The 26,848-nt window shown below is 34.6% G+C and carries 29 protein-coding genes, 1 pseudogene and 1 riboswitch; of the genes and pseudogenes, 17 read left to right on the plus strand and 13 right to left on the minus strand.

Features of this window, described 5'->3' with window-relative positions; translation table 11 throughout:
* Nucleotides 1-88 precede the first annotated feature (88 nt).
* The 6 genes from NLJ82_RS04070 (at nt 89) to NLJ82_RS04095 (ending at nt 4,842) form a co-directional block, all read left to right on the plus strand.
* Nucleotides 89-943 carry a patatin-like phospholipase family protein gene (locus NLJ82_RS04070; protein WP_000892678.1) on the plus strand — a complete coding sequence of 285 codons (855 nt, stop codon included), beginning with the start codon at nt 89-91 and terminating at the stop codon, nt 941-943.
* 198 nt (nt 944-1,141) lie between these two features.
* Entirely contained in the window at nt 1,142-1,537 is a 396-nt protein-coding gene (locus tag NLJ82_RS04075) for a hypothetical protein (RefSeq protein WP_000676983.1), read from the plus strand.
* Nucleotides 1,538-1,624: 87 nt separating this feature from the next.
* Nucleotides 1,625-2,698, plus strand: coding sequence for an ABC transporter permease (locus tag NLJ82_RS04080; protein ID WP_000280213.1), 1,074 nt, complete (start codon nt 1,625-1,627; stop codon nt 2,696-2,698).
* A 9-nt stretch (nt 2,699-2,707) separates the two neighbouring features.
* The gene (locus NLJ82_RS04085; protein ID WP_000465079.1) at nt 2,708-3,940 is read left to right on the plus strand and encodes an ABC transporter permease; all 1,233 of its coding nucleotides are present in this window, start codon (nt 2,708-2,710) and stop codon (nt 3,938-3,940) included.
* Nucleotides 3,941-4,591 (plus strand): ABC transporter ATP-binding protein, encoded by a 651-nt coding sequence (locus NLJ82_RS04090; RefSeq protein WP_000615280.1) that lies wholly within the window; start codon nt 3,941-3,943, stop codon nt 4,589-4,591.
* Between the two features lie 47 nt (nt 4,592-4,638).
* Complete coding sequence (locus NLJ82_RS04095) at nt 4,639-4,842, plus strand: hypothetical protein (protein ID WP_001993632.1); 204 nt, start codon at nt 4,639-4,641, stop codon at nt 4,840-4,842.
* Between the two features lie 104 nt (nt 4,843-4,946).
* On the opposite strand, the gene NLJ82_RS04100 is transcribed toward NLJ82_RS04095, so the two are convergent.
* The 4 genes from NLJ82_RS04100 to NLJ82_RS04115 all read right to left on the minus strand — a co-directional run bounded on the left by NLJ82_RS04100 (nt 4,947) and on the right by NLJ82_RS04115 (nt 10,104).
* Nucleotides 4,947-5,936: an ABC transporter permease gene (locus NLJ82_RS04100; RefSeq protein ID WP_001054972.1), complete on the minus strand. Its 990-nt coding sequence runs from the start codon at nt 5,934-5,936 to the stop codon at nt 4,947-4,949.
* Nucleotides 5,920-7,407 carry a sugar ABC transporter ATP-binding protein gene (locus NLJ82_RS04105; RefSeq protein ID WP_041185201.1) on the minus strand — a complete coding sequence of 496 codons (1,488 nt, stop codon included), beginning with the start codon at nt 7,405-7,407 and terminating at the stop codon, nt 5,920-5,922. Before NLJ82_RS04105 ends, NLJ82_RS04100 begins: the two co-directional genes overlap by 17 nt.
* Nucleotides 7,404-8,516: a sugar ABC transporter substrate-binding protein gene (locus NLJ82_RS04110; protein WP_000732061.1), complete on the minus strand. Its 1,113-nt coding sequence runs from the start codon at nt 8,514-8,516 to the stop codon at nt 7,404-7,406. The genes NLJ82_RS04105 and NLJ82_RS04110 overlap by 4 nt, the downstream gene beginning before the upstream one ends.
* Before the next feature lie 88 nt (nt 8,517-8,604).
* Nucleotides 8,605-8,710, minus strand: a riboswitch (SAM riboswitch).
* Nucleotides 8,711-8,802: 92 nt separating this feature from the next.
* The gene (locus NLJ82_RS04115) at nt 8,803-10,104 is read right to left on the minus strand and encodes an NCS2 family permease (protein WP_000482724.1); all 1,302 of its coding nucleotides are present in this window, start codon (nt 10,102-10,104) and stop codon (nt 8,803-8,805) included.
* Nucleotides 10,105-10,305: 201 nt separating this feature from the next.
* On the opposite strand from NLJ82_RS04115, the gene NLJ82_RS04120 reads away from it, so the two are divergent.
* The 3 genes from NLJ82_RS04120 (at nt 10,306) to NLJ82_RS04130 (ending at nt 12,355) form a co-directional block, all read left to right on the plus strand.
* Nucleotides 10,306-11,172, plus strand: coding sequence for an SDR family oxidoreductase (locus NLJ82_RS04120; protein ID WP_001136270.1), 867 nt, complete (start codon nt 10,306-10,308; stop codon nt 11,170-11,172).
* Between the two features lie 65 nt (nt 11,173-11,237).
* Nucleotides 11,238-11,999, plus strand: coding sequence for a L,D-transpeptidase (locus NLJ82_RS04125; RefSeq protein WP_000732023.1), 762 nt, complete (start codon nt 11,238-11,240; stop codon nt 11,997-11,999).
* Nucleotides 12,000-12,103: 104 nt separating this feature from the next.
* Nucleotides 12,104-12,355, plus strand: a complete 252-nt coding sequence (locus NLJ82_RS04130; RefSeq protein ID WP_000834195.1) for a hypothetical protein — start codon at nt 12,104-12,106, stop codon at nt 12,353-12,355.
* Between the two features lie 33 nt (nt 12,356-12,388).
* Here NLJ82_RS04130 and NLJ82_RS04135 read toward each other — a convergent pair whose 3' ends face one another.
* The 9 genes from NLJ82_RS04135 to NLJ82_RS04175 form a co-directional block, all read right to left on the minus strand.
* Nucleotides 12,389-12,604, minus strand: coding sequence for a DUF1540 domain-containing protein (locus NLJ82_RS04135; RefSeq protein ID WP_001115394.1), 216 nt, complete (start codon nt 12,602-12,604; stop codon nt 12,389-12,391).
* A 72-nt stretch (nt 12,605-12,676) separates the two neighbouring features.
* Nucleotides 12,677-13,096, minus strand: coding sequence for a thioredoxin family protein (locus NLJ82_RS04140; protein WP_000738463.1), 420 nt, complete (start codon nt 13,094-13,096; stop codon nt 12,677-12,679).
* A gap of 12 nt (nt 13,097-13,108) precedes the next feature.
* Nucleotides 13,109-13,528 carry a disulfide formation protein C gene (locus NLJ82_RS04145; protein ID WP_000439084.1) on the minus strand — a complete coding sequence of 140 codons (420 nt, stop codon included), beginning with the start codon at nt 13,526-13,528 and terminating at the stop codon, nt 13,109-13,111.
* 165 nt (nt 13,529-13,693) lie between these two features.
* A complete protein-coding gene (locus NLJ82_RS04150; RefSeq protein WP_001195458.1) occupies nt 13,694-13,942 on the minus strand; it encodes a YhdB family protein in 249 nt (82 codons plus the stop codon).
* A 117-nt stretch (nt 13,943-14,059) separates the two neighbouring features.
* On the minus strand, nt 14,060-14,572 hold the full coding sequence (locus NLJ82_RS04155) for a PCYCGC domain-containing protein (RefSeq protein WP_000761036.1): 513 nt from the start codon (nt 14,570-14,572) through the stop codon (nt 14,060-14,062).
* Nucleotides 14,573-14,617: 45 nt separating this feature from the next.
* Nucleotides 14,618-15,727, minus strand: coding sequence for a GerAB/ArcD/ProY family transporter (locus NLJ82_RS04160; RefSeq protein ID WP_001095025.1), 1,110 nt, complete (start codon nt 15,725-15,727; stop codon nt 14,618-14,620).
* Nucleotides 15,728-15,743: 16 nt separating this feature from the next.
* Nucleotides 15,744-16,826, minus strand: coding sequence for a Ger(x)C family spore germination protein (locus NLJ82_RS04165; RefSeq protein ID WP_000732619.1), 1,083 nt, complete (start codon nt 16,824-16,826; stop codon nt 15,744-15,746).
* Nucleotides 16,823-18,340 (minus strand): spore germination protein, encoded by a 1,518-nt coding sequence (locus NLJ82_RS04170; protein WP_000467501.1) that lies wholly within the window; start codon nt 18,338-18,340, stop codon nt 16,823-16,825. Before NLJ82_RS04170 ends, NLJ82_RS04165 begins: the two co-directional genes overlap by 4 nt.
* Before the next feature lie 125 nt (nt 18,341-18,465).
* Nucleotides 18,466-19,062, minus strand: coding sequence for a hypothetical protein (locus tag NLJ82_RS04175; RefSeq protein WP_000276977.1), 597 nt, complete (start codon nt 19,060-19,062; stop codon nt 18,466-18,468).
* Between the two features lie 232 nt (nt 19,063-19,294).
* On the opposite strand from NLJ82_RS04175, the gene NLJ82_RS04180 reads away from it, so the two are divergent.
* The 8 genes and pseudogenes from NLJ82_RS04180 to NLJ82_RS04215 all read left to right on the plus strand — a co-directional run bounded on the left by NLJ82_RS04180 (nt 19,295) and on the right by NLJ82_RS04215 (nt 26,837).
* A complete protein-coding gene (locus NLJ82_RS04180) occupies nt 19,295-19,855 on the plus strand; it encodes a nitroreductase family protein (protein ID WP_000214810.1) in 561 nt (186 codons plus the stop codon).
* Between the two features lie 114 nt (nt 19,856-19,969).
* The gene (spoVR, locus tag NLJ82_RS04185; protein ID WP_001202710.1) at nt 19,970-21,388 is read left to right on the plus strand and encodes a stage V sporulation protein SpoVR; all 1,419 of its coding nucleotides are present in this window, start codon (nt 19,970-19,972) and stop codon (nt 21,386-21,388) included.
* Between the two features lie 109 nt (nt 21,389-21,497).
* Nucleotides 21,498-22,769 carry a neutral/alkaline non-lysosomal ceramidase N-terminal domain-containing protein gene (locus tag NLJ82_RS04190; protein WP_012644211.1) on the plus strand — a complete coding sequence of 424 codons (1,272 nt, stop codon included), beginning with the start codon at nt 21,498-21,500 and terminating at the stop codon, nt 22,767-22,769.
* Nucleotides 22,770-22,943: 174 nt separating this feature from the next.
* Nucleotides 22,944-23,189 (plus strand): annotated as a pseudogene (locus NLJ82_RS04195) (glutamyl endopeptidase); the annotation flags it as partial.
* 32 nt (nt 23,190-23,221) lie between these two features.
* Nucleotides 23,222-23,608 (plus strand): DUF2606 family protein, encoded by a 387-nt coding sequence (locus tag NLJ82_RS04200; protein ID WP_000335657.1) that lies wholly within the window; start codon nt 23,222-23,224, stop codon nt 23,606-23,608.
* Between the two features lie 466 nt (nt 23,609-24,074).
* Nucleotides 24,075-25,739, plus strand: a complete 1,665-nt coding sequence (cdr, locus tag NLJ82_RS04205; RefSeq protein ID WP_000087602.1) for a CoA-disulfide reductase — start codon at nt 24,075-24,077, stop codon at nt 25,737-25,739.
* 185 nt (nt 25,740-25,924) lie between these two features.
* On the plus strand, nt 25,925-26,188 hold the full coding sequence (locus tag NLJ82_RS04210; protein ID WP_000456206.1) for a metal-sensitive transcriptional regulator: 264 nt from the start codon (nt 25,925-25,927) through the stop codon (nt 26,186-26,188).
* An 88-nt stretch (nt 26,189-26,276) separates the two neighbouring features.
* Nucleotides 26,277-26,837: a sulfurtransferase TusA family protein gene (locus tag NLJ82_RS04215; protein WP_000023963.1), complete on the plus strand. Its 561-nt coding sequence runs from the start codon at nt 26,277-26,279 to the stop codon at nt 26,835-26,837.
* Nucleotides 26,838-26,848: the final 11 nt, after the last annotated feature.

Here is a 26,848-nt window from a genome sequence, read left to right on the forward strand (position 1 = left end):
AATTTCTGAAAGAACTCATATATAATAGAAACAGATACTTAACATAGTGAATAATTAAAGAGTCAATATATATAGAGGAGAGAGTAACATGCTTGAAAATACAGGGTTAGTATTAGAAGGCGGCGGTATGCGTGGTGTATATACGGGCGGGATATTAGAATACTTTATGGAACAAGATTTATATTTTCCATATGTAATCGGTGTATCAGCTGGTGCTTGTCATGCAGCGTCGTATCTTTCCAGACAAAGAAATAGAAATAAAACGGTCAATATTGATTATGCATCACATCCGAAATATTTATCGTATAAAAACTTATGGAGAAAACGTCAGCTATTTGATATGGATTTTATTTTTCATGAAATTCCAGAAAAGCATGTGCCGTTTGATTTTGAAACATACTTTAATAGCCCAGAGCGTTTCCTTGTAGGAACGACGGATTGTGAAACAGGACAGTCTGTTTATTTTGAAAAAGAGGGAACGAATGACGATGCACTAAATTTATTACAAGCTTCTAGTTCATTACCTTTCATTGCACCAGTAGTAAATTATCGTGGTAAGCAATTATTAGATGGCGGGATTTCAGATCCAATTCCAGTTCGTAAAGCACAGGAAGATGGATTTAAAAAATCAGTCGTAATTTTAACAAGAAATCACGGTTACGCAAAGAAAAAATCAAGATTTGGGTGGATTGCTGCGAAAGCTTATAAAAAATATCCGAATCTTGTTAACACGATGCTAAATCGCTATGAAGTGTATAATGAAACACTTCACTACATTGAAAAAGAAGAACAAGCGGGTAATTTATTTGTTATTCGTCCAGAAGTACCGCTTCAAGTAGATCGTATGGAAAAAGATACAGCAAAACTACAAAATCTATATGAGCAAGGTTATGAAGATGCAAAGAGACAATTTGCAGATTTAAAAGCGTTCTTGCAAAAATAAGTATTAGGCTGTGGAGAAGAAATTCTCTGCAGTCTTTTTTGTATTGCTTGCTTATCCGTTACTTTTTAAAAATGTATGAATGTTTAAGTGTTTAAAGAGTTTGTAAAACATAGGGGTGTCTTATTGAGGAGAATTTATTTGAAGGATATTATGATGAGGTAGCGCTACTAAAATATTAAATTTATGAGGTGATTGTTAATGAAAGGAAAAGTTTTTTCAATTACGACTTTAGTATTATTAGCAACATCAATCTCAACAAGTGCATTCTATCCAACTCTAAGCGGTCACAAAAGCGGTAACCTACTATCTTATAGAGCTCAAACTACTACGAATCAAAATGCATCTCGTTGTTCAGTAGCAATTTCTTTTATTAAATCAAATGGAAATAATTCATATATTGAAAGCGCTTCAGACAAATTAGGGTCCCATGAATCTGGAAGAGCATTAAACGCAACTGTGAGTAATGGTGCATACAACGCCTTTGGTGCAAAAGGACTATACTCGGAGCATTATGCAAATGAGAATAATGACTATCAAGAAGATACACACAAAGGTACTTTTGATAGTAACGGTAACTTACGATTACAGTGGTAAAAAGCATTAAACAGTTGTCTTTATAAATATTTGGATAAGGAGAAGGGGATGTTCATCATCTCCTTCTTATCTAAAAGGAGCAGAGACATGTATTTAGCTTTTAAAAATATAAAAAACAACAAACTGTTTTCCGTCATTCTTCTTATGGCATTTTTTATTTCTTTTCTTTCTATATCAATAGCCGCACTTTTAACAGAATCTAAACGAAACTTTATATCTGCTTTTCAAATCGGTTTTCCAGAGAAGAATCAAATTTTAACTGTTCCGATAGCGAATGCAACTGAATTGGAAGAGATAATTCCTTTCATACAAGATATTTTTGTAAAAAGTGATATTTACGTAGAGCATTTAAAAGCATTAAATAGTTCAGGGGCAACAAAGATTATAGCTGTGAACTTAAAAGATGAGTATTATTGGAAGCCATATATTTCTGAAGGACAATATTTTCATCGTGAAAATGTAAACGATATGGTTGTTGGCGATCAAACGAATGTAGAGGAGTTATATGAATTTGATGATACATATAAAAAAATAGGAACTATATCAAGAAAAGACAGTGACGTCGGTGTAGCAGGTATATACGTTCCACTTCAAAACTTACCTACTATATCTAAAAAAGGTATTATCGCGAGTAAACAATTACAATTAACAGTTGTTAATCCTACATCATCTATTCATAACGAAATAAAAAAGTTTATGGATAGGAGTAAAGAATTGCTTTCGGGAGATGTTCAAATACTGAATGAACGAGATCTTCAGGAACTAAATGTGACACATATAGATCCAGCAAATAAGTATTATTATAAATTTATTCTTGTTGCAATTGTTTCTGGTATTTCTGCGGTTTTATTTTGGATTTATAAAAAAGAAAGAGAGATTTCATTAAAAAAAGCAGTAGGTGCTTCTAATATATCTATTTACTGCGAACTATATATTCAAATTTTGTTTATTTCTCTATTGGCGATGCTGTTGGTTTTTCTGGTGTTAGAAATGTTTTCTGGAACAATTCATACGTATTTTCAGACATACTTATTAAAACCGTTAACACCATATGTATTGGTATGTAATATTGTTTTTATAATTTTTCTTACAATGTTTGTTACTGTAATTCCAATCAAGCACATTATAAATATATATCCCGGAAAACATTTAAGAACGTAGGAGGTCTTCATGTTTTTTATATTTGATTCTATACGGTCTGTGAAAAAACGGTTGTTACCAAGTTTGATTATAGTAATTTCTTTAATTATTGCATTTTCTTCAGCAATAGAATTTGTTAGTAATCTTTCGGGATATCGAAAAATGATGACGGTAGCAAATAATTTATCGACTCATAAAAATTTCTATGAACTTTATGCGACGCAAGATATAACATTGTTTAGCGAAGAAAAAGCAAAAAGTGATTATCAACATTTCATGCAAGGGTTATCTAATACGATACCAATAACAAATAAAACAAATTATTTGTTCCGTAACTATTCACTTAGTTTAAAAAAAGAAAATGGAACGATAAAGACTCTTATTGTTGATAAAGATATTAATAAGTACTTTCATATACGAATTTCACAAGGAAGATATTTTGAGGAATCGGAATTTCATAAATCAGTATTTGATATTAGACCTGTTATATTAGGGGCTAATTATATAGAAAAGGTATCTATTGGTGATGTTATACAATCTGGAAAAATGAAGCTAAAAGTAATTGGCTTTTTAGAAAAAAATTCACCATTTACATATCCTCGAAGTGGTGAAATATCGGATAATCGTATTACAATATTAGATGACATGGCGATTTTACCAATTGGAACAGAAGAAATAGAGTTCTATAGTGTAGAACTTTTATATAATGGGTTAATTATAGAAACAAAGGAGCAGATAAATATAAATGAATTTCAAAAGAAAGTATTAAAGGTAACGGAAGGTAAGGGTTATTCGTATTATGTTACAAATCCGAATAAATTGTTAGAAAATGAAAAACAAGGTATTGATAATATGTCATACCCCTTATTATTAAGCGGTACAGTCTTATTTTTTTCATTTCTATCTATTGTATTGACATCAATGGCAGCACTTTATATGGAGCGTAAAAATATTTCTATTAAATCAGCGTTAGGTGCAAGCACTTTTCAAATATGTCTTCCATTTATTATTGAGTATATGTTGCTATTCGTTTTAGCGATATGTATAGGAATAATGTATTTTCAATGGGAGAATAGCGGAGTAATTGAAATTCAGAAAGGGCTAGAAAATAGTATAGTATCTTTCTTTGGAACGTTAAAAGTTTCTATAGAATCATTGGTTGTTATAGGTGCTTTATCACTTGTAATGATCCTCGTTATATATGCAATCATTTATTTCAATGTAATAAAAATAAAAAATACATATATGAAAGAGGTGTTATAGATGATTCAGCTCGCAAATGTGGCTAAGGGCTTTGGAAAGAATAATTTTAGTGCTTTAAAAGATATTAATCTTACAATAGAAAAAGGCGAAATGATAGCCATTATGGGCCCCTCTGGTTCGGGGAAGTCTACTCTCCTTAACATTATTGGCTTAATCGATAGCCCCTCTGCTGGAAAGTATTTTTTAGATGGAATGGATACGAGTACATTAAAGCAAAACTATCATAAGTATAGAAACACGGAAGTTGGATTTGTGTTTCAGAACTTTTCGCTACTCGATGATTATACGATTATTGAAAATGTAATGCTTCCACTTATATATAGAAGAATTTCTCATAAGAAACGTATGCAAATATCAAAAGAAATGCTGAAAATGGTAGGGCTTGAGAGGCATATTAACAAATATCCTTACGAGTTATCAGGAGGAGAACAGCAAAGAACAGCAATAGCAAGGGCTTTAGCACAAGATACAAAAATTATACTTGCTGATGAACCGACTGGTGCTCTTGATCAAGAAAATGGGGAAAAAATTATGAGTATTTTACAAGAGATTAATAAAGAAGGAAAAACAGTGCTAGTTGTTACACATGATCAAAAGGTAGCTGCATATTGTCAGAGGACGATACGACTACTTGATGGCAATATTCAATAAAATTTATGGTATAATATGGATAAAAGGTATGTGGAGAGGTGATACATATGGAAAATGTATATAAAGGGCTTAGACATACTGGATTTATTATGATGCTTATTTTTGGTGGGGTATTTTTACTGCGCTGGTTCATTCATGATGAAATGCTACTGGATCAGCTTATTGGGTGTAGTGTAGGGATGGTAATGGTTATTTCTTCAGTTTTCATTCAGAAGTATAGTAAAGAATTACAGGTGAATGAGAAATATTAATAATTTTTAAATGCTGTTATCTTTTTCATAGTTTAGTAATGGTGGAGGCTTTCGTGTGATTGTTGCAAAGGGAAAGTAGAGCATCGAATTCGATGCTCTACTTTTTATTTACGCTTCTTTTTAATAAATGAAAAGGCTAGGGCTGTAATTAAAATACTGCCTTTAATAATATCTTGTGCATAATAAGGGACGTTCATCATTGTGAGTCCATTTAATATAATTCCAATTAATACTGAGCCGAGAAATGTTCCGACTATATTTGGTTTCTTAGCACCGAACATTGCGTAACCGATATAGGCAGCTGCGACTGCATCCATTAATAATGGGGCGCCAGCTGAAACTTGTCCTGTTCCAACGCGGCTGCATAGAATAATGCCGCCAATAGAAGCTAGTAAACCACTAATCATGTAAGCATATACACGGTAACGATCAGTAGGAATACCAGCTAATCTAGCAGCTTCTCGATTCCCACCAGTCATATAAAAGAAACGACCGTACGTTGTTTTTTCTAAAAATAGATGTGCAATTAAAACGACAGTAAGCATGATAATGACAGGGACTGGAATTCCTAAGACGAAACCTTGACCGATAAATAAAAAGGATGGAATAAAATGTCCTGTTGCACCGGACATTCCTTCATAAATTGAAGATCCTTTTGAAAATGTTAAGTGTAGTCCATTAACAATATACATGATACTTAATGTAGCTAGTAAATCTGGTAGTTTAATTCGGATAACGAGTAGTGCATTTAATAACCCAACTAATACCCCGCAAAGAATAGGAACAAGGAGTGTAACTAATAGTTCTTGTCGATATAAAACGAGACAAGAAGCAGCGGCAATTGTTGCTAAACTAGCGGTAGAGCCAACTGATAAATCAAATCCATCTACAATTAATGTAAAGGTAACGCCGATTGCAAGTAACGTTACGATGGAAATAGAACGTAAAATATCACTAATATTGTTATATGTTAAAAAAGAATCATTGACGATAGAGAAAAAAATTGTAACACCTATAATAATAGCAATTGTACTGAATTGATAAAAAAGATGAGTAGGTAAATCTGTTTTTTTAGTTTTATGAACGAGATTCAATGGAATAACTCCCTTCAGATAAATGTAAAAGCTGTTCAGGAGATAGTTCGTTTGGTAAGTATTCACCTACAAATTCTCCGTTCGCCAGTATAAGAATGCGATCAGCGATATGTAGTGCTTCATCTTGTTCTCCTGTGAAATAAATGACGGAACTTCCGTTTTCTGTAATGCTGCGAATGAATTGAAAAATGTCTTGTTTTGCAGCGATGTCTACACCTTTAGTTGGTTCATCCAAAAGAAATAGATTAGGTTTGAACCCATCCCACTTTGCAATTGAGACTTTTTGTTGGTTTCCACCACTAAGTGAATGAATAAAGGCTTTTGGGTCATTTGGCGAAATGCTGAAAGAAGAAATTGCCATGGTGGCATTATTTAATTCGGTTTGTTTTCGTTGCCATCCTGATTGGTGTAAATTTGTGTGACCTATAATATTTTCTGTAAGAAACACGCCTTGTTTTCTTCTTTCTTCGGGTACAAGTGCAATTTTCGCTTTAATTGCATCTCGCGGTGTTTTGATTTTTATTGTTTGACCATCTATTTCAGCGTGATAAGTATGACGAGCACCAAATAACGTTTCAGCAAGTGTTGTTTTGCCGCTTCCAATTAATCCGTATACCACAACAGTTTCTCCTTTTCGTATTGTAAGAGAAAGGGGAGAATGATCTTCGCGTAATTGAAGCTCTTGTACTTTAAATAATTCTTTGCTCCCGCGTTTTGGTGCTGTATTAATAGGGAGTGTAAGTTGTTTTCCAGTCATTGCTTCCACAATTTGCTGATCTGTAATCTTTGTAATAGCTTCAGAAAGGGAAACCTTCCCATTGTGTAATACAGTTACATCATCTGCGAAATTTCGAATCTCGGATAAACGATGAGAAATTAAGATAATGCCAATACCTTTTGCTGTTAAATCTTTTAATAGTTTCCCAAAGGTTTCAACCTCTTTTGGTCCAAGAGAAGAAGTAGGTTCATCTAATAAAAGATAATTTGTATTGTTAGATAAAGCTCTTGCGATAAGGAGTAATTGTTTTTCATGTAATGAGCAGTTTGAAACATCTTCCGAAATATTTAAATTTACCTGTACAGTTTGCAAATGTTGTTTAGCAAGTGCGACTAATTTGGACTTTGAAAATAGTATTTTATTTTGCATTGCTAAATGATCGATTAGTACATTTTCTAATACAGATAATCCGGGAATAAGTCCGTGATCTACTTCTTGTGTTACGAAAGAAATACCATGCTTTTTTGCATCTCGAGGTGAAGTAAAGGAAACAGACTGATTATCAATTTTTATATCGCCAGCAACTGGTTGAATTTCACCAGTTGCTATTTTTAGTAAAGTACTTTTTCCGGCACCGTTCATGCCTAGTAAAGCGTGCACTTTTCCTTTTTGAATATGAATAGAAACATCTTCTAGAACAGGTGTAGCGATATGATAAGAATGTGTAATGTTTTGAAGAGAGAACGTCATCATTTTTTCTCCTTCTCTAATTTTTTCATCCAAGGGGAATATGCATCTTTTGAGTCTCCCCAACCATTTATATATTTTGATAAATGATCCATTGTTATATTTTCTTTCGGTAAACTATTTTTCTTTACTAAATAAGGTTCTAGTGAATAAATATCTGGCGTTTGTTCACCAGCAATTTTTTTGTATAAAAATCGTACTTGAACCTTACCTACTTCAGCTGGGTCAGTTGCAGCTGTAGCAGTCCAAGGTGAGTTTTCTTTTTGCATGAGTTGTAAATCTTCATTACTTAAGTCAATGCCATATACTTTTATATCTGTACGACCAGCTTGTTCAAGTGCTTTAACAGCCCCTTTAGCAAACTCATCCCACGAAGCGAAAATAGCTTGTAAATCGCCTTTTTTCGGATATTTCTTTAGTAAAGCTTCTACTTGTGTTTGTGTATCAAGCGGTGTGTTATTACTAGCAGTACCGAACCTTGCAACTTCTTTTATATTTGGATACCGTTTATAAAAGGCATCAATGATAACATTGCGGCGTTCCATTGGAGCAAATCCGCCAACCCATACAACTGCGATATTTCCTTCTCCATTCAAATCTTCCGCTAACGTTTTTAAAGATTTCCAAGCAAGACTATAGTCATCTTGATCGATAATTGTCACACCTGGCAAGCGTAGATCGTTATCGAACGCAACTACGGGAATGTTCGCCTGTAATGCTTTTTCTACTCCGGGTTTTAGTGCTTCAGAACGGCCATGATCAATTAAAATACCATCCACTTTTGAATTAATAGCAGTATCTAAATTTGCAGCCATTTTTGCTAAATCATTATCAGAATTGTAGACTTGTACACTGCCGCCAAATAGCTCAACTTGTTTTTTGACGCCCTCAATATATTGAGAGGAAAAAGTTCCGATGGACATTTGCATAATTAATGCGATTTTTAATGGCTTCTTCATTTGGATTGGAACTTCTGTTTGTAATTGTTTTTCTACCATTGTAGTTGCCTGCTTCACAGTTTGTTGCTTTTGTGAAGAGATAGCATCTTGTTCATTTGTACAAGCTGTTAATGTAAATAAGAGAAAAATAAGTAAGATGGAACATAGTTTTTTCATAAAAAAATCCCTCCTAAACTAAGAAGAGAGAGGAGGGAGTGAAAATAAAAAACGCCTTTTCATATAGAAAAGACGTCTTATCATATTACTCTTATCTTTCAACACAATGTGTTGTAAGAATTAGCACCGTGCCCATAAATGGGTCGGTTGCCGGGCTTCGTAGGGCTCATCCCTCCACCTGCTCTTGATAAGACATCGAATATTTAACTATTTCGAATTATTCCATGATTCTGTATGGTTGTCAAATGTTTTTTTGTAAATAAAAAAACCCTCAGAAAGAGGGTTTTTAATGTGGTAAGAATATCAATTGATAAGCAAACAAAATTCCAAATACATATACAAGTGGGTGAACAGCTCGGAATTTACCTTTTGCCACTTTCATAAGTGGATATGAAATAAATCCAAGTGCAATACCTGTTGCGATACTTGATGTAAGTGGCATGCTTAAGATTACTAAGAATGCTGGGAATGCTTCATCAAATGCGTCCCAATCGATGTGGCGAACTGAACCCATCATAAGACTACCAACGATAATTAATGATGGTGCAGTAATAGCTGATACACCAGAAACGGCACTTACTAATGGTCCGAAGAATGCTGCTAGAGCGAATAGAACAGCTACTGTAACAGTTGTTAAACCAGTACGACCACCAGCTGCAACACCAGCAGAAGATTCAATGTAAGCTGTTGATGGTGTTGTTCCGAACATAGAACCGATTGTTGCTGAGAATGAGTCAGATAGAAGAGCTCGTCCAGCTTTTGGAAGTTTTCCATCTTTCATAAATCCACCTTGTTGAGCAACGCCAAGTAATGTACCTGTTGTATCGAATAATGTAACAAGGAAGAATGAGAATACAACGCCGTATAATCCGTAGTTAATTACGTCAGATATAGCAGTAATTGGATTTGAAACGATAATTCCTTCTGGTAATCCAGGCATTGATGTAACACCGTTTGAGAATGATAATTGTCCCGTGAAGAAAGCGATAATACCAGTTAATAACATACCGATAAATAGTGCGCCATTTACATTTAAAGACATAAGAACAATCGTAATTCCAAGTCCAGCTAATGCTAGTAGTACTGGAGCAGAGTGAAGATCACCAAGTCCAACTAAGTTTGCTTCATTTTTTGTAACGATACCTGTTAAACGTAAACCGATAAAGGCGATGAAAAGACCGATACCAGCAGTAATTGCATGTTTTAAGTTTTCAGGAATTGCTTCCATTAATTTTGTACGGAAAGATGTGAATGATAACAAAATTAAAATCATACCTGCTACGAATACAGCAGAGAATGCAATTGCGAAAGTCATGCCTTCATGAGCCTTTACAACAGAGTAAGAGAAGTAAGCATTTAATCCCATACCTGGTGCAATTGCGATTGGTAAGTTTGTAAAGATCGCCATAAATAATGTTCCGACAACAGCAGCGATAATGGTTGCTGTAAATGCTTGTTCAAATGGAACACCTGCATCCCCAAGGATAACTGGGTTTACGACAATGATATATGCCATTGTTAAGAAGGTAATAATACCTGCCATAATTTCAGTTTTAATAGAAGTTTTATGTTTTGAAAGGTTAAACATATAAACATCCTTTCTGTTTACGAATAATTTTCACAACAGTTATATATAATATTCGTTTTTTATCTATTTTGCAATAGTTTTGCATAAAAAGTTTACAACAATTCATATTTTGTGTCTTAAATTCGAATATTAATCGTAATATGATGTGCGAATTTCAGTTTTTATTATGCACATTATAAGAAAAAGGAGTTGAAAGAAATTATGCCGCAGCAAAAAAACTTTGTAACAATGCCAGCGCAACATCCAAATAAACAACCTGGTATTGAATCATTAATGAATCCTCTACCACAGTTTGAAGATCCAAATTATAAAGGTAGCGAAAAGTTAAAAGGAAAGAATGTATTAATTACAGGGGGAGATAGTGGGATTGGACGAGCTGTTTCCATCGCTTTTGCGAAAGAGGGAGCAAATATTGCGATTGCTTATTTAGATGAGGAAGAAGATGCTAATGAGACGAAGCAGTATGTTGAGAAAGAAGGTGTAAAGTGTGTATTGTTGCCGGGTGATTTAAGTGATGAACAGCATTGTAAAGATGTTGTTCAAGAGACCGTCCAGCAGCTAGGTAGTTTACAGGTTTTAGTAAATAATGTCGCGCAGCAATATCCGCAGCAAGGACTAGAGTATATTACAGCAGAACAGCTAGAAAAGACTTTTCGTATTAATATTTTTTCTTATTTTCACGTTGCGAAAGCCGCACTTTCTCATTTAAAGCAAGGGGATGTCATTATAAATACCGCGTCTATCGTTGCATACGAAGGAAATGAAACGTTAATTGATTATTCTGCAACGAAAGGGGCAATCGTTGCTTTCACAAGATCACTTTCTCAGTCATTAGTGCAAAAAGGGATTCGTGTAAATGGTGTTGCGCCAGGACCAATTTGGACACCACTTATTCCATCGAGCTTTGATGAGAAAAAAGTATCACAGTTTGGAAGCAATGTTCCAATGCAAAGACCTGGACAACCATATGAATTAGCGCCAGCATATGTATATTTAGCGTCTGGTGATTCATCTTATGTTACTGGACAAATGATACATGTAAATGGGGGCGTTATTGTAAATGGATAGTTTTCATTTATAAGAGCAAAGTAAAGTTAATTCCACTTATTATAGTGAGCGCTAGGGGGGTATAGATGAAAAAGCTATGTTTCGTCATACTATTATTTTTCATTCTACCGGTTAGTGCTTTTGCTAGTACAGATCATTTAATATTAGTGAATCTTACGACAAACCAGTTGTCTTTTTTTGAAAATGGAAATTATACAAAAACATTCCCCGTAACAACTGGAAGAGATCGTACACCTACGCCTGAAGGTAATTTTTGTATTATAACTAAATATAAAAATAAAGAATACCATCGAAAAAAAATAGCTGGTGGTGCACCAAATAACCCTCTTGGTACGAGATGGCTTGGACTAGATAAAAATGAATATGCGATTCATGGGACAAATCGGGAATGGACAATTGGAAGTAGGGAATCAAATGGCTGTATTCGTATGCATGACAGGGATATACAGTGGTTATATGACCGAGTTCAATTACAGACGAAAGTAATCATTTCTCGGTTTCATACGAGCCCGGAATATGAAGCGAATAAGCTTGGTTATCGTGTTGTGAGCTGGAATGGTCGTAAAGTAGAAGAAGAGCAAATTGGTATGCTTACGTTAGTAGATCGCGCCGATATATATTGGCAAGAACCGAATGGACAGCTAACGAAAGTGAAAACGGTATTGCCAAACGAAAGGTATGCAGTGTACTCAAAACGAAAAGATGGAATATATTATATAGGAAACAATTTGTATATAGTGGATGAAACAGGAGAAAAAATTCGTTATGAGCAAATTCCTTCTTCAGCTTTAAGTAATATATATAAACGAAAATATAATGTTCCGTAATAGGCTACCGTATTATAGACGGTAGCTTATTTCTACTTCGAGTTTAACTGCAACTATTGTACTTTGCTGAATATAATACAGTACAGATAGGGGGCGGTTACATTATGAAAAGTGAATTTGCGTTTAAAGTTTTCTTAGTAACGACCTGTTTATTTATCGTGTATTTGTATGCGTTTCTCGTCTTTTCGTTTTATGTTCCATACGTTGATTTAATATTGTTCTTCGGATTTATTTGGGCGTTTGTTAAGGCAAGGGAAGGGGAGAAAAGTATATATCGGCGTATTACGTTATGCGGGACAGCCGTTCTCGTTATTTTGTACTTTTTTATTATGCATGATTTTTGGAGGGGAATGTAAAAAAGCATACGATTAGTCGTATGCTTTTTATGTTTAATATTTTGGCTTAAATGTATGACAACAAGTCTCTACACTTGTTGTTACAGAACTTTCTAGCGTCTCGTTTGTTAAAACTGCGCTTGTATACGAATCATTTGTATTCGAACCCGTTTCTTCAGCATCTGGTTGAACAATGATTGCACTTGCTTGACAAAAGTTACCTTGTCCCCAAAATGAGCAATTGGAAACAGAACATTTTACTTCTGGCATAAAACCCCCTCCTTATACATTAGTTTGGAATTTTACGTCCATTTCATGTGTAGAAGGAGTTTCCTTTTCTCGTTATTTTTTCGTTTGTTCAAACCATTCTTTGAACTTTTCTTTTGATTGTTCGCCGCTAATACGGCTTACTTCTTTACCATCTTTAAAATGAATAATTGTTGGTGTTCCTTGGATATTGTATTTATCCCAAGGCTCGTTTAAATTTTCAATATCAATTACTTTCATATCAACATTTAAATCTTTTGCTAAAGGTACAACAGTAGGAGAGACCTTTTGACAATGAACACAAGAGGTTTGATAAAAGTAAATCGTTTGTTCTTTTTTATCTTCTATATTTTTATTGAGATCCTCAAGAGAAATTTTATTTGAGTAGTAACCTTTTTCATCTGTTGATGCGCTTTTCTTTTCCATTTGTGTTACAGCAAAGATTGCCGCAAATAAGACGATAATAATACCGCCAAATATAAGCATTTTTTTCATTCTTTCATCTCCTTATTTGTTTTTGATGACAATAAAGCTACAAACAGCGATTGTAATAAAGCCGATAAGTGCTAAAAACGGGATTGTCACAAAGCCGAACCAGTTTATGTATTCTCCCGTACATGGTACACGGCCGCAAGCTGCCCCTGCAGCTGAAAATGCTGCGACTTTTTGAATTGCATAGTGATATAAAGAAATACAAGCACCAATACTTGCGATCGGTAAAGAATAACTTGCGATGCGATAATCTTTTTTTACTACAGCGATACCGAGCCATAAAACGAATGGATACATGAAAATACGTTGATACCAACAAAGGACACAAGGTTCAAATTTCATGATTTCGGAAAAGTACAGACTTCCTAGTGTCGCAATAAAAGAAGCTCCCCACGCGGTAAATAAAGCATATTCTTGCTTTTTTTCTCGTTCCATATTTTATACCTCTCTTATAATAGTTACATACTAAATTATAGTATGAAGTGGTACAGAAAAGAAAGAAAAAATATGTTTATCAATAAAAGTTTTATAAGGGGAAACTTTTATTGATATGAACATTTTAAAAAAGCGCTATCCTCCAGAAGAGGATAGCGCTATATTTTACATTTGAATTTGCTCTACTTCTTCTATATGTGACTTTTGGGATGCGTGGTCAATATATTGAAATAGGAGCTGCAATTGTTTATCAACTTCTGGCAGTTCTTTACTGTATTGATAAGCGTGTAAAAAATGCTCAATACGCTTAGAAAATAATTGATCGTTCGTTTGAACCATAAGAACGAGTAATTTATCCCAATTACAGCAATACGTGTAATAGAGAGCTTTATCATAGTCGTTATATGTTTGCACTGTGTACCCTCCTTACCGAGAGTTATATATAGTGTGTGATAAGTAAGGAGAAATACACTTGAAAGAATTTGTTAAGAAAAAAAGTGAATGAAAAAAAACGAGGTGTTTCCTCGTTTTTTAAGCTTTTGGCATTGGCGTAGGTGTTGGTTTTCCGTATCCTTCTTTGTATTTATTGTCGATATAGTTACGAATTTCAAGCGTTGATTTTCCTTTTTGTTTCATCGAAGCAGATTCAACTGCAATTTCTAGGCAATTGACGCAAGTTGTTGCATGGGAATCCCAAACAACTTCACCATTTTTTTTAATTTCACGAATAAAGCAATTTTTATTATTTTTATGTCCTACACTTTCACCGCAACCGCAGTAACATGGAATCCAATCTAATAGCTCTGCATTTTGTCCAGCGACAGTGTAGATATCTTTCATTTGTGGATCAAGCTTGTCTAGGAAGGTAGGGAGTGTGTCGACTCCTTTTGTTTTCTCTTGAATGTCAGCTTGCTGAGTGTGCGATGCGTGGTCATGTTCTTCTTTTTTTGATTCAGAAGATTTTTGGTCATTTGTACTAGTACTTCCGCATCCAGCAAGAATTAAACTCAGTACTGCAAGTAAAGAAAATACATACTTTTTCATTCGCTTGTCCCCTTTACAAATGTATTAATCAAATTGTATCAGAGATTACGGTGTGTCGGGTGAAGATTTTTTTGACCGATTTTTGAAATGCCATCGAACTGAATGGAATAGAAATAAAATTGGGATATAAGCGTATACAATATATAAACCAGCTTGAGATAGTACTGTATTTAATGTGTTGATACTTTCACGGTTTTTAAAAAATAAAGAAGCTGTAAAAACGATGAAAATAAAAAACGGTAATGTAAATTTAAATGAAATATGAAATGAACGCTTCATCGTTTGGCATGATGACCAAATAGTTAAACAAAGGTTTGGCAAAATAATCAGAAACCAAACAAAAATAATAATATATTCAAACCGTTGAATGAAAGGAACTTTAATTATTTTTAACATCGTTAAAGTAGGCCAAATAGTATGATTTAATTGTCCTTCACTATAATACATAAAAGATACAATAGCTAAAACTACATAAATCAAAGTGCTAAAAAAAATTCCTGCATGAGCCCATCTTTTTAAAGACTTACCTTTTTCAATAAATGGATAGAAGATAAGGATTGTTTCAAAGCCGAGAAACTCTAATGCAGATTGCTTTGCAGATATAAGCATGTCAAAAGGTGAATGTGTAAAAATAGGTAAAATATTACGGAAATGAGCGTATTTCATTGGATAAATTAAAAAGAATACAACGAAAATAGGAAGAACGACTCCCCAAAAACATATTCCGGTTACAGAGCGAAATCCACCCTTTATAATATAGCAAGTCACTAATAAAAACATAAAGGTTAGTTTCCATAATTTAATGGTAGGGAAAATCCAAACTTGTATCACTTCCATATATGTACGAAGAACAGTAAGGCAAAATAATAAGCAATAAAGAGTGAAAATCACGGAAAATATAGAACCAATCCATTTTCCAAAAGTTGTTGTATGAATGCTAATTAAATCTCCGTCTTTTTCTAACATTTTTAACATACAAAACAGCACAATATGGGTTGTAATCCCCGCAATAATAAGAGAAATCCAGGCATCATAACCAGCGTTTTTTAAAATTACACGCTGATACCCAAGAACTCCTATTCCAATTTGAAGCGAATGTAATAATATAAAGGCAAAGTATGGAGAGACTGTCTTTGCTTTATTCATTGTATTCATTGCTTATTTCACCTCACTATTCCCCGATTCCAGATTGTACAATATTAAGATCTAAATTTATATCTACGGCTACGTTTTTATACATATTTCGAATTTGTTTTATATTCCATTTTCTCGTATGACTTCTAATTTCATCGCGTATGCCTAAAGGATCAATTTCCTTTTTTTGAAATTGTTTTATTAAATCTTCACAGTCTTTTTCAACATTTCGTTCAATTTGTTTCTTTATATAGTTGATATTTGTTTCTTTTCTTAAATCAATCCAATTAGGAGAGTTTTTAATTAAACCATTTAATTTTAAATGGATTTTTACTTTTGGTATGTCGCCAGTTTGATCTATATCATATTTATTTTTCCCAGCTAAGTTTTGTATGACCACTATACCTTTATTTTTATTCTTTTTTATTGCTGCTTCGTAACGCCCATTTTTTGTAGGATTAATTAGTAATTTTGCTAAAACAGAATGTCTTTTATCCGTATACATGACGACTTTATCGCCTCTTAAAAAAGCAAGCCCTTTAACAGCGACGGAATGATTATCACCCATTTTTATATAAGGAACATAGGCATCACATACAGAAGAGTAGTAATTATATAAAAAGACGTTTAATTCAGTTTGTGGAATGTTCTCATTTCTTATATTTTGCTCGAGTAAATCAGCGATATATAACGAACCATTTTTTTTTCCGTAATTTAAAAGCTCTTCGGCCGTTCCATCTACAATTGCTAGTTGAACGTCACGTCCGATATTTGGATCACGTTGTAAGTTAGTAATAATTTCTCCCATTCCGCGTTCTCCTAGAGCCTTTCCAAATAGGACGACACGCATTTGACCTACAACAACATTGTGAGGAGATTTAGCGTTCAATCGTGAAGCGATTGTTTCAAGTGAACGAGCAGATGTTGATTGCGTCTCTGGCTTAGACTTTACACCATGTGTGTATTCTGGGAATAAGATAGTTCCTTGGAATTGTTTATTTTTTGTGATGTCAAATCCAGCAATATGAATAATACGCTGTGTATCCACTATATACGTTTGTGTACAACCAGTTTGTAGAACAAAAAAGATTATAATAAGGAACAAGAAAAGTTTTTTCATTGATTATCACCATCACGTTTTTGCTTCACTTTGTTCGGGTTATAGCGCCATTTTGATGTGGGTCTAAGGAAGGAAGGCCTTTGTGCTGTTTGACTAAATGGTAGTCGAAGAAAACCTTCTGCTGTACCTAAACCACGAAATGGATATAAAGGTAATAAATAAGGTGATCCAAGTGATTTTAATTTAATTAAATGAGCTAAAATAAATACAAACCCGACAATAAGACCTAATCCACCAAATGCGCCGGCTAAAAGAATAAGTGGAAAGCGTAACAACCGGATAGTAGAAGACATCTTTACAGTCGGTGTTGTGAAAGATGCAAGAGCGGATAAAGCAACTGCAATTAATAAAATTGTACTTGTTAAAGCAGCTTCAACAGATGCTTGCCCAATTACAATCCCGCCAACAATACCAATTGTTTGTCCTACTTTCGTAGGTAAACGTGCTCCTGCTTCACGAAGCAATTCGATTGTAATTTCTAAAAAGAGTGCTTCTAAAATAGGTGGGAAAGGTACGTTCGCTCTTGAGAAAATAATAGGTCCTAGTAAATCAGCAGGAATCATTTGATAGTGATACGTTAAAGCCGCTGTATAAATAGCGGATGAAAAAAGAGAAAATATAGCTCCGAAAAAACGAATAATGCGAAAGAACGATCCAATCATCCACGGTAAATAATAATCTTCTGGAGAAATGAAAAAATCTAGTAACGTTGTCGGTCCTGATAAAGCATATGGAGAGCCATCTGTTAAAATTAAAACTTGTCCGTTAACCAATGCATATACAGCTCGATCTAATCGTTCTGTAGGCAATAAAACAGGAAACGGTGAATTGCTATTATCACTAATAAATTGCTCAATCATAGTTGCGTCAAATGGGACATCAAAGTCAATGTCTTCTAGCCGTTGTATGGCGGTGTTGATAAATTGTTCATTTGTAACGCCTTCTATATAAGCAACTGCTACTTTCGTTTTTGACATAGTTCCGACGGTCATTTCTTTAAATATGAGTTGCTCTGTTACAATATTTCGGCGTAATAAGTGTATATTTGTATCAAGGTTTTCAACGAAACCGATTTTAGGCCCGATTACGCTATATTCATTTTCTGTATCGTTATTTAATCGTATTCCTAAAACAGTACTTTCGGCACGAATTAAAGCATATTGATCGGGATTCGAATTGTTTTTTAAGCGTAATAAAATATATCCCCCTAATAATTTCTCACGAATATCATCAATAGAAGGGGAGGTAATAATATCTTCAATAGAGACGATATTACATAAATCAGAGATGTTTTGAATTCGATCCGATTCCTTTTTTAGAGGAGTTAAAATAAATTGTTTAATAATAAGTGCTTCCACGACAGATTTATAATAAAACAAACATAATGTTTCATTTTCAAGTACGTTATAAGAGACAAAATCGCTAGATTCTGTCATGCTTTGTATAAATTCTGGAATAGAACAAAGTGTTTTTGGATTAGTATTTTTGGATTTCTTAGATGATAAACCGAACATTTTCTCACCCCTAACATATATCATTTCCTTGTGTTAGTTTTTGGGAAAGACGGGAATTTATACTTAAAAATTGAAAGTTCATAAAGAAAAGGAAGAGTATTGAAAAACTCTTCCTTTTTGGCATATTAATTTGTTTTCTTTTCCTTAATAGACTTCACTAATTTAATCATTTCTGCTCGTATATCTTCTTTTTTTACATTTAATTTTTCTGCAATTTGTTTCATATCCATTCCGTCTTTTTTCATTTTTAGTACATCATCAAGGGGAGTATTACTTTTTTGAGAGATGATTGTTAATACCGTGAGCTGACGTAATCCGATATTATATTCTTTCATTTTTTGTTTTAGCCCGTCTGGTGTAGATTTTTGCATATTTGCTAATTGTTGCAGTAGTGCTTTTTTTGTTTCTTTATTCATATGATGCTTTTTCAACTTACTTGGGTCTACCCCGAAATGCTCTGCTGTTTTCTCCCAAGAATTATTTTGCTTATAGTAAGCTAAAACGTCCTTAATTTCTTTTTTACTCATTTTTGCAATGTGGGCAGCTTTCCAAATTTCATGTTTGTTATAGCCGAGTTTTTCGAGTGATTGCATTTCTTCTTCTGAAATTGGCTTATGATGATGCAATGTTACTTCTTTTGGCGTAGCAGCGAAAGTAGGGAAGACGGTTGCACCGAATAATAATGTTGCCATAGACATACTTACTGCGATTTTTTTGTACATATAAACTCCTCCTAGATAGATAATGTGGAAAACTGTACACATATCATTTCCATAAAATGTGAAATACTTGTGAACAAATGAAGTTTTTTTATTCACAGGATTAAATGAAGTTTTTGGGAGTTTTCCAACATAAAACATTGATTAATAGTAAAAAACTAAGGTATAATCGAAATTGAAAATCAATATCAATAATAAACGTATACATATAGATAAAAATAAGGGAGAGAAAAATATGACTACATATACTTCCATCGCAAATGTGATTAAAGAAAGACGTTCTGTTCGTACATTTACAGATAAAGCAGTAGACAAAGAGTTATTAATTGAACTATTAAACGACGCAACGTGGGCACCGAATCATAAACATCGTGAACCATGGAATTGTAAATTATACATTGGAGAAGGTCGTCAGAAATTAGTGGACGCAGTATTAAACTCTTTCACAGAAGAAGAAAGAGCGAAACGGGGTAAAATTTTATCGGATCGTTTCTTAAGCACGCCAGCACAAATTGTTGTTTACATAAATGAAGATCCACGTCAAATTCAACGTGACGAAGATTACGCTGCAACATGTGCATTTATGCAAAACTTCCAACTTCTTGCTTGGGAACGCGGTTTAGGTTGTGTTTGGAAATCAGGTGGATTAAACTACAATCCATTATTTATAGAAGGACTTGGTTTAACTAGAGGTCAACGCATCGTTGGAATTCTTCACCTTGGCTATTTCGATAAAGCACCAGAAGGAAAAGCTCGTACACCGATTACGGAGAAGATGGAGATTATTGAAGGTTAATAGATGAGACATTCTCGTTTTTATGAGGGTGTCTTTTTATTATGCAATCAATCCTCATGAAAGCTTGTTCTCAATCATACACTTTCTTAAGGGAAAGTGTAAGGAGGGAAAATAATGAGAGCAAGTGACGATAAAGCACTGCAATATGCAATTGCGGAAATTACGGAAATTGCGACTGGATTTGGGCTTGATTTTTATCCGATGCGTTATGAAATATGTCCAGCGGAAATTATTTATACATTTGGTGCATATGGGATGCCGACGCGGTTTTCACATTGGAGTTTTGGAAAACAGTTTTTCAGAATGAAATTACAATACGATTTAGGTCTTAGTAAAATATACGAACTCGTTATTAACTCTGATCCATGTTATGCCTTTTTATTAGATACGAACTCGTTAATTCAAAATAAATTAATTGTAGCGCACGTGTTAGCGCACTGTGATTTCTTTAAAAATAATATTCGTTTTTCAAATACGAAGCGAGATATGGTAGAAAGTATGTCAGCAACAGCTGAACGGGTGAAAGCATATGAGCATAAGTACGGAAAAGAAGAAGTAGAAACATTTTTAGATGCCGTACTTGCCATTCAAGAGCATATTGATCCGTCGCTTATGCGTCCAAAACTTGCGTGGAGTATTGATGATTTAGAAGAGGAAGAAGTAGAAAAGAAAAAGGCATCGCAATACGATGATTTGTGGAATTTAGATAATCGAAATAAAAAGCAGGAACGCTCCAATGTACGTAAAAAGAAGAAAATCCCACCACAACCAGAGAAAGACTTACTCCTCTTTATTGAAGAATATAGCCGTGAGCTAGAAGATTGGCAGCGAGACATATTAACGATGATGCGCGAAGAAATGCTATATTTCTGGCCGCAGCTTGAAACGAAAATTATGAACGAAGGCTGGGCATCCTTCTGGCATCAACGCATACTTCGCGAAATGGACTTAACATCTGATGAAGCAATCGAATTTGCAAAATTAAATGCGGGCGTCGTTCAGCCATCAAAAACAAGTATTAATCCATACTACCTCGGTATTAAAATGTTTGAAGATATTGAAGAACGTTACAACAACCCGACAGAAGAAATGAAACGACGCGGCGTCAAACCAGGATCTGGTCGAGACAAAATCTTTGAAGTACGCGAAATCGAATGGGATGTATCGTTCCTAAGAAACTATTTAAATAAAGATCTTGTTATGCGAGAAGATATGTACTTATTCCAGCGCCAAGGAAAAGAATATAAAGTAATAGATAAAGAGTGGGAACATGTACGTGATCAACTCGTAAATATGCGTACAAATGGCGGCTTCCCGTACTTAGTAGTAGAAGACGGAGACTACTTAAAGAACGGAGAATTGTATATTAAGCATAGTTACGAAGGAATCGAGCTCGATTTAAAATACTTAGAAAAGGTATTACCATATCTTCATCAGCTGTGGGGAAGAACAGTGCATATGGAGTCGATTGTGGAGAGTAAGGGTGTTGTGTTTTCTTATGATGGGAAGATGGTGCATCGGAAGTATGTGTGATGGAAAGAACGGACATAGAATGCTATGTTCGTTCTTTTTTTATTTGGAACAAAGTCAAATATGCTATTCTTGAAAAAAGGGAGTTACATAGAGAAATGGAGCGATTCAAATGAGCAAAATAGGGGTATGCAAGGTGGATATTACGCCGCCTGTTGGCATTGATTTTGTTGGATACCATAGAGAGATAGGAATAAATAATGTTGAAGAGCGTATTTATGGGACGGTTTTTGTATTTGAAAAAGATGAAATGAAAACTGTGTTTATAAGTATTGATAATATTGGAATGTTAGTAGAAGATACGAATATGATTCGTGAGCGAGTAGCAAGTAGGCTTCATGTTCCATTTGAGCGAATAACAGTTGTTTATACACATACACATTCTGGTCCAGAAACTGTTGGTGAGCAACCTTTAGTAAGGTCGTATAAAACGATTTTAGTAAATAATGTGGTGCAAGGTGCTGTTACTGCGAATAACAACTTGAAGCGATGTGAAGTTGGCTGGGGTGTTACGACAGGTGATATTGGAGTAAACCGAAGAGAGAGAACATCTGATGGAAGAGCGAAGATGGGAACAAATATAGAGGGTGTTGTAGATAAACGAATTGGTATATTAGCAATAAAAGATGCTGAAACGAAGGCGTTATCTGGGATTATAGTATTTTGTACGGCCCATCCGAATGTTTTAAAAGGTGATAGCGATGCATTATCAGCGGACTATCCGGGGATGACAAGAGAGATTCTTGAGAAGATCGTAAACTGTCCTGTTATGATTGTGCAAGGTGCTGCTGGTAATGTGAATGCGAAGTATCGAGGTTCTAAGGAAGCATTAACACAAATGGCTTACACGCTTAGTGGACATGTATTAACGATGTTACCGACAGTTACATATAGCCCAATTGTAAATGTAAGAACGATTTCGAGTATGGTGCAAATGAAGTTGAAGAATATCCCTGAAATTGATGAGATACGAAGCATGGCTTGGTTAGCTGAGAAGCAGTGGGGCGTGAATACGGATGAATGGCTTACTATCGTTTTAGAGAAATATAAGCAAGGTATTCGGCATTTAACTATTGATTTAGAAGTGCAACTGTTTCAAGTGAATGATGGTATGTTTTCAGGTATACCGATGGAACCTTTTTCGGAAACGGCATTAGAAGTGAAAGAGAATCTTCAAAATGAATTGGCTTTCTTTGGTGGATATATGAACGGATATATTGGTTACTTGCCGACAAAGGAAGAAATTTCATATGGTGGTTATGAAGTGGAATTAAGTCCTGTTGTGTATGGGCCGGTTACAAATTTATTGATGCCACCGGAGGAAAATACTGCGGATCTGATTGTGAAGAAGGTTACGGGTTTATGTAATAAAGTGAACCTTTAATGCGACAGATTTTTGAACGCAGAGTAAAGAATATGACTAATTGTGTGATTTTGTTAAGTCAATGTAATTAATAATGATTATCATTATTAATTACATTGACTTCTGAAAAAAGAAAAACTAGAATTTATAAAGGGATCTTCAATTGTTCGCTATCATTTGTATAGGAGGTAAGTTATGTTGGATAGCTTTATTTCTATAAGATGTAGGTTGGCTCTTTATAGTTTTGGTGTTCTTTTTATCTTTTTTTGTACAGTATTTTTGGTGAATCAGAAGGTGTATGCAGAAGATGTACCGTGGATATCAGTTTCAAATGAGGGAGAACGTGTACTTTTTCAAGAACAATCTTTGTATAGTAATGATCGAAGGGGAGAAGATCATGTTTCACCCTCATTTGAAGGGTGTAAACATGATGGGGAAGAGTCGGAGCCTTTTCGGAAATCGAATAACAGACAATGTGTTTAATAATCTTAAAAAATGGTCTGAATAAATATAATAAGCTTTTATGGATTTTATGTTGTGTATTGGTCATCATTATAATGTCTAGTTCTATAGCAAATAAAGAAAAGAAGTTTAGTAAGGTTGTTAATTTTGTAATTTTTCATGTAAAAAATAAAGAGAAAGAGCCAATAAAAGATTTTGAAATTATACTTATGAAAGACGAATCACCTCAGCCCAGTAGAGAAATTGGGGTCTCAATAGGGAAAACAGACGAAGAAGGAAAAGTTATTTGGAGGAATGTGAGAACGGGAAAATATATCGTATTTTTGCCAAATAATAAGGCGCAGATGGTTATGATTAATGACAGAGATGAAACGAAAAAAATAAACATATCATTGTAGAAAACGAATCCGTTGGGATCCGTTTTCTCAGGTTGTGGCATTAAAGAATTTTACGTGGAATGGATCTAGCCTTATGTGAAGAAGCTATTGATTTTGAAAATTTAAATACAGGTGTATTTCAGTTATTAAAAACGTGTATTTATACATTGGTGTAATCTTACAGAAAGTTATAGAACTACACGCAAAAGAACTTGGAAAGGTCTAAGTTCTTTTTTATCTCGCTATTTGCCGGGCAGTAAGACCACCACCTCAAAATTCAGCGGAAGCAAAGAAGTTAGGTGGGGGATCAACTGTCCGTAAAAGCCCGATTGGTGAGGGCTGAATAAAGTTTCACTTTATTTGTTTCAAATTTGTGAAAGAAAGCCATATTGATTGAAATTAACTTTTTTATAATTTATTATATACCCATACAGGTATAGGTTTTATGTGGGGGTTGAGAAAATTAAATACTATGGAGGTTTAAAATATGTCCAGAAAAATAGTTGTAGTAGGCGGAGTTGCTGGCGGCGCATCAGTAGCTGCAAGGCTTCGTCGTTTAAGTGAGGAAGATGAAATTATTATGGTTGAACGCGGTGAATACATTTCATTCGCAAACTGTGGATTGCCATATTATATTGGCGGTGTCATTACAGAAAGACAAAAATTATTAGTACAAACTGTTGAAAGAATGTCGAAGCGTTTTAATTTAGATATACGTGTATTGAGTGAAGTAGTACAGATTAATAAAGAAGAGAAAACAATTACGATAAAGAATGTAACGACAAATGAAACATATAGCGAGGAATATGATATTTTAATTCTTTCACCAGGGGCGAAACCAATTGTTCCATCTATCCCGGGTATTGAAGAAGCGAAGGCGTTGTTTACGTTACGGAATGTACCTGATACAGATCGTATTAAAGCATACGTTGATGAGCAGAAACCACGTCATGCGACGGTTATTGGTGGCGGATTTATTGGTGTGGAGATGGTTGAAAATTTAAGAGAACGTGGAATTGATGTTACTCTTGTAGAGATGGCAAATCAAGTGATGCCACCAATCGATTATGAAATGGCGGCATATGTGCATGAGCATCTTCAAAAACACGATGTTGAGCTCGTTTTTGAAGATGGTGTAGATGCGTTAGAAGAGAATGGGACTGTTGTACGTTTAAAAAGTGGCTCAATTATAGAGACAGATATGATTATTTTAGCAATTGGTGTACAATCAGAGAGTAGTTTAGCGAAGGATGCAGGATTAGCATTAGGAGTTAGAGGGACGATAAAAGTAAATGAGAAATTTCAAACGTCGGACCCACATATATATGCAATTGGTGATGCGATTGAAGTAAAAGATTTTGTTACTGAAACAGAAACGATGATTCCTTTAGCGTGGCCAGCTAATCGTCAAGGTCGTATGTTAGCAGATATTATTCATGGTAATACAGATTCTGTATATAAAGGTACACTCGGAACTTCTGTAGCTAAAGTTTTTGATTTAACGGTTGCTTCGACGGGAGTAAATGAGAAAATATTAAAACGATTAAATATACCCTATGAGGTAGTGCATGTACAGGCAAATTCGCATGCGGGATACTACCCGAATGCTACGCCAGTGCTAATAAAATTAATTTTTAATAAAGATAGTGGGAAAATTTACGGAGCACAGGCTCTAGGACGTGACGGTGTAGATAAGCGTATGGATGTTATCGCAACGGCAATAAAAGCAAATTTAACTGTACTTGATTTGCCAGATTTAGAATTATCATATGCCCCGCCATATTCTTCTGCAAAAGACCCTGTAAACATGGTAGGGTATGCAGCAAGTAATATAGTAGATGGTTTTGTGGACACAGTACAATGGCATGAAATAGATCGTATTGTTGAAAATGGTGGATATCTTATTGATGTTCGAGAGCCTAATGAATTAAAACAAGGAATGATTAAAGGCTCTATTAATATTCCGTTAGATGAATTACGTGATCGTTTGGATGAGGTGCCGGTAGATAAAGAAATATATATTACTTGTCAACTTGGTATGAGAGGGTATGTTGCAGCACGCATGTTAATGGAAAAAGGATATAAGGTAAAGAATGTAGATGGTGGTTTTAAATTGTATGGAACAGTATTACCAGAACGTATTGTATATTGATATTTTTTCATCTTCCACTTCAAAATTTGGTGGAAGATGAAAGCCTATAGATGAAGGTTTCGCTTTGTGTTTTGTGAATGTATAAGGTAAAAGTTTAAAATAGGGGTTTACAAAATACCCTACAGGGTATAATATATTGTCATAAGCTATAAATGGTGACATAATGGTAATGAGGTGATTATACAATGGAATATAATCAAGATATGAAAAATAGATTGAAACGTATTGAAGGGCAAGTTCGTGGTGTGCTTCGTATGATGGAAGAAGGAAAAGATTGCCGAGAGGTTATTACACAGTTAACGGCATCTCGTTCTGCACTTGATCGTACAATTGGACTTGTTGTTGGAACGAATTTAGAGCAATGCTTGCGTGAACAGTTTGAAAGTGGTAATGGTTCAAATGAAGAGTTAATTAAAGAAGCTGTTCAATTACTTGTAAAAAGCCGATAATCTGTCAAACGTAAGTGTTGACAGATTTTCAAAAACATTTTAATATACCCCTACAGGTATATGTATATAAGTTATGGAGGAATCGACTATGAGTATAAAAGTGGATATGAGTTTAGATTGTAAAGGGTTAGCTTGTCCGATGCCGATTGTGAAAACGAAGAAGGCGATAGAAGGATTGGCATCAGGACAAGTGATTGAAATTAAGGCAACAGATAAAGGATCTACAGTAGATATACAAAGCTGGGCAAATAAAGTAGGGCATCAATATATCGGGACGAAACAAGAGGGCGATGTTTTGATGCATTACATTAGGAAAGCACATGAGCATGAAGTGAACGAAGTAGCAAAGTATCCTCATACAATTACGAATACGGAGTTGGAAGAGATATTATTAAGCGATGAAGAGTGTATAGTATTAGATGTTCGAGAAGCAGCGGAATTCGCTTTTGGTCATATTCCATCGGCCATTTCGGTGCCGTTAGGAGAGTTAGACAGTGCAGTTTTAGATCAGACGAAGCAAATTTATGTTGTTTGCCGAACTGGTAACCGTAGTGATGTAGCTTGCCATATGTTGAAAGAGAAAGGTTATGAAAATGTGAAAAATGTCATTCCAGGTATGTTAGAGTGGCAAGGGAATATAAAGAATTAAATTTTTTTAAA

It is taken from the genome of Bacillus paranthracis, from assembly GCF_024296885.1.
In the GTDB taxonomy this organism is placed as follows: domain Bacteria; phylum Bacillota; class Bacilli; order Bacillales; family Bacillaceae_G; genus Bacillus_A; species Bacillus_A paranthracis.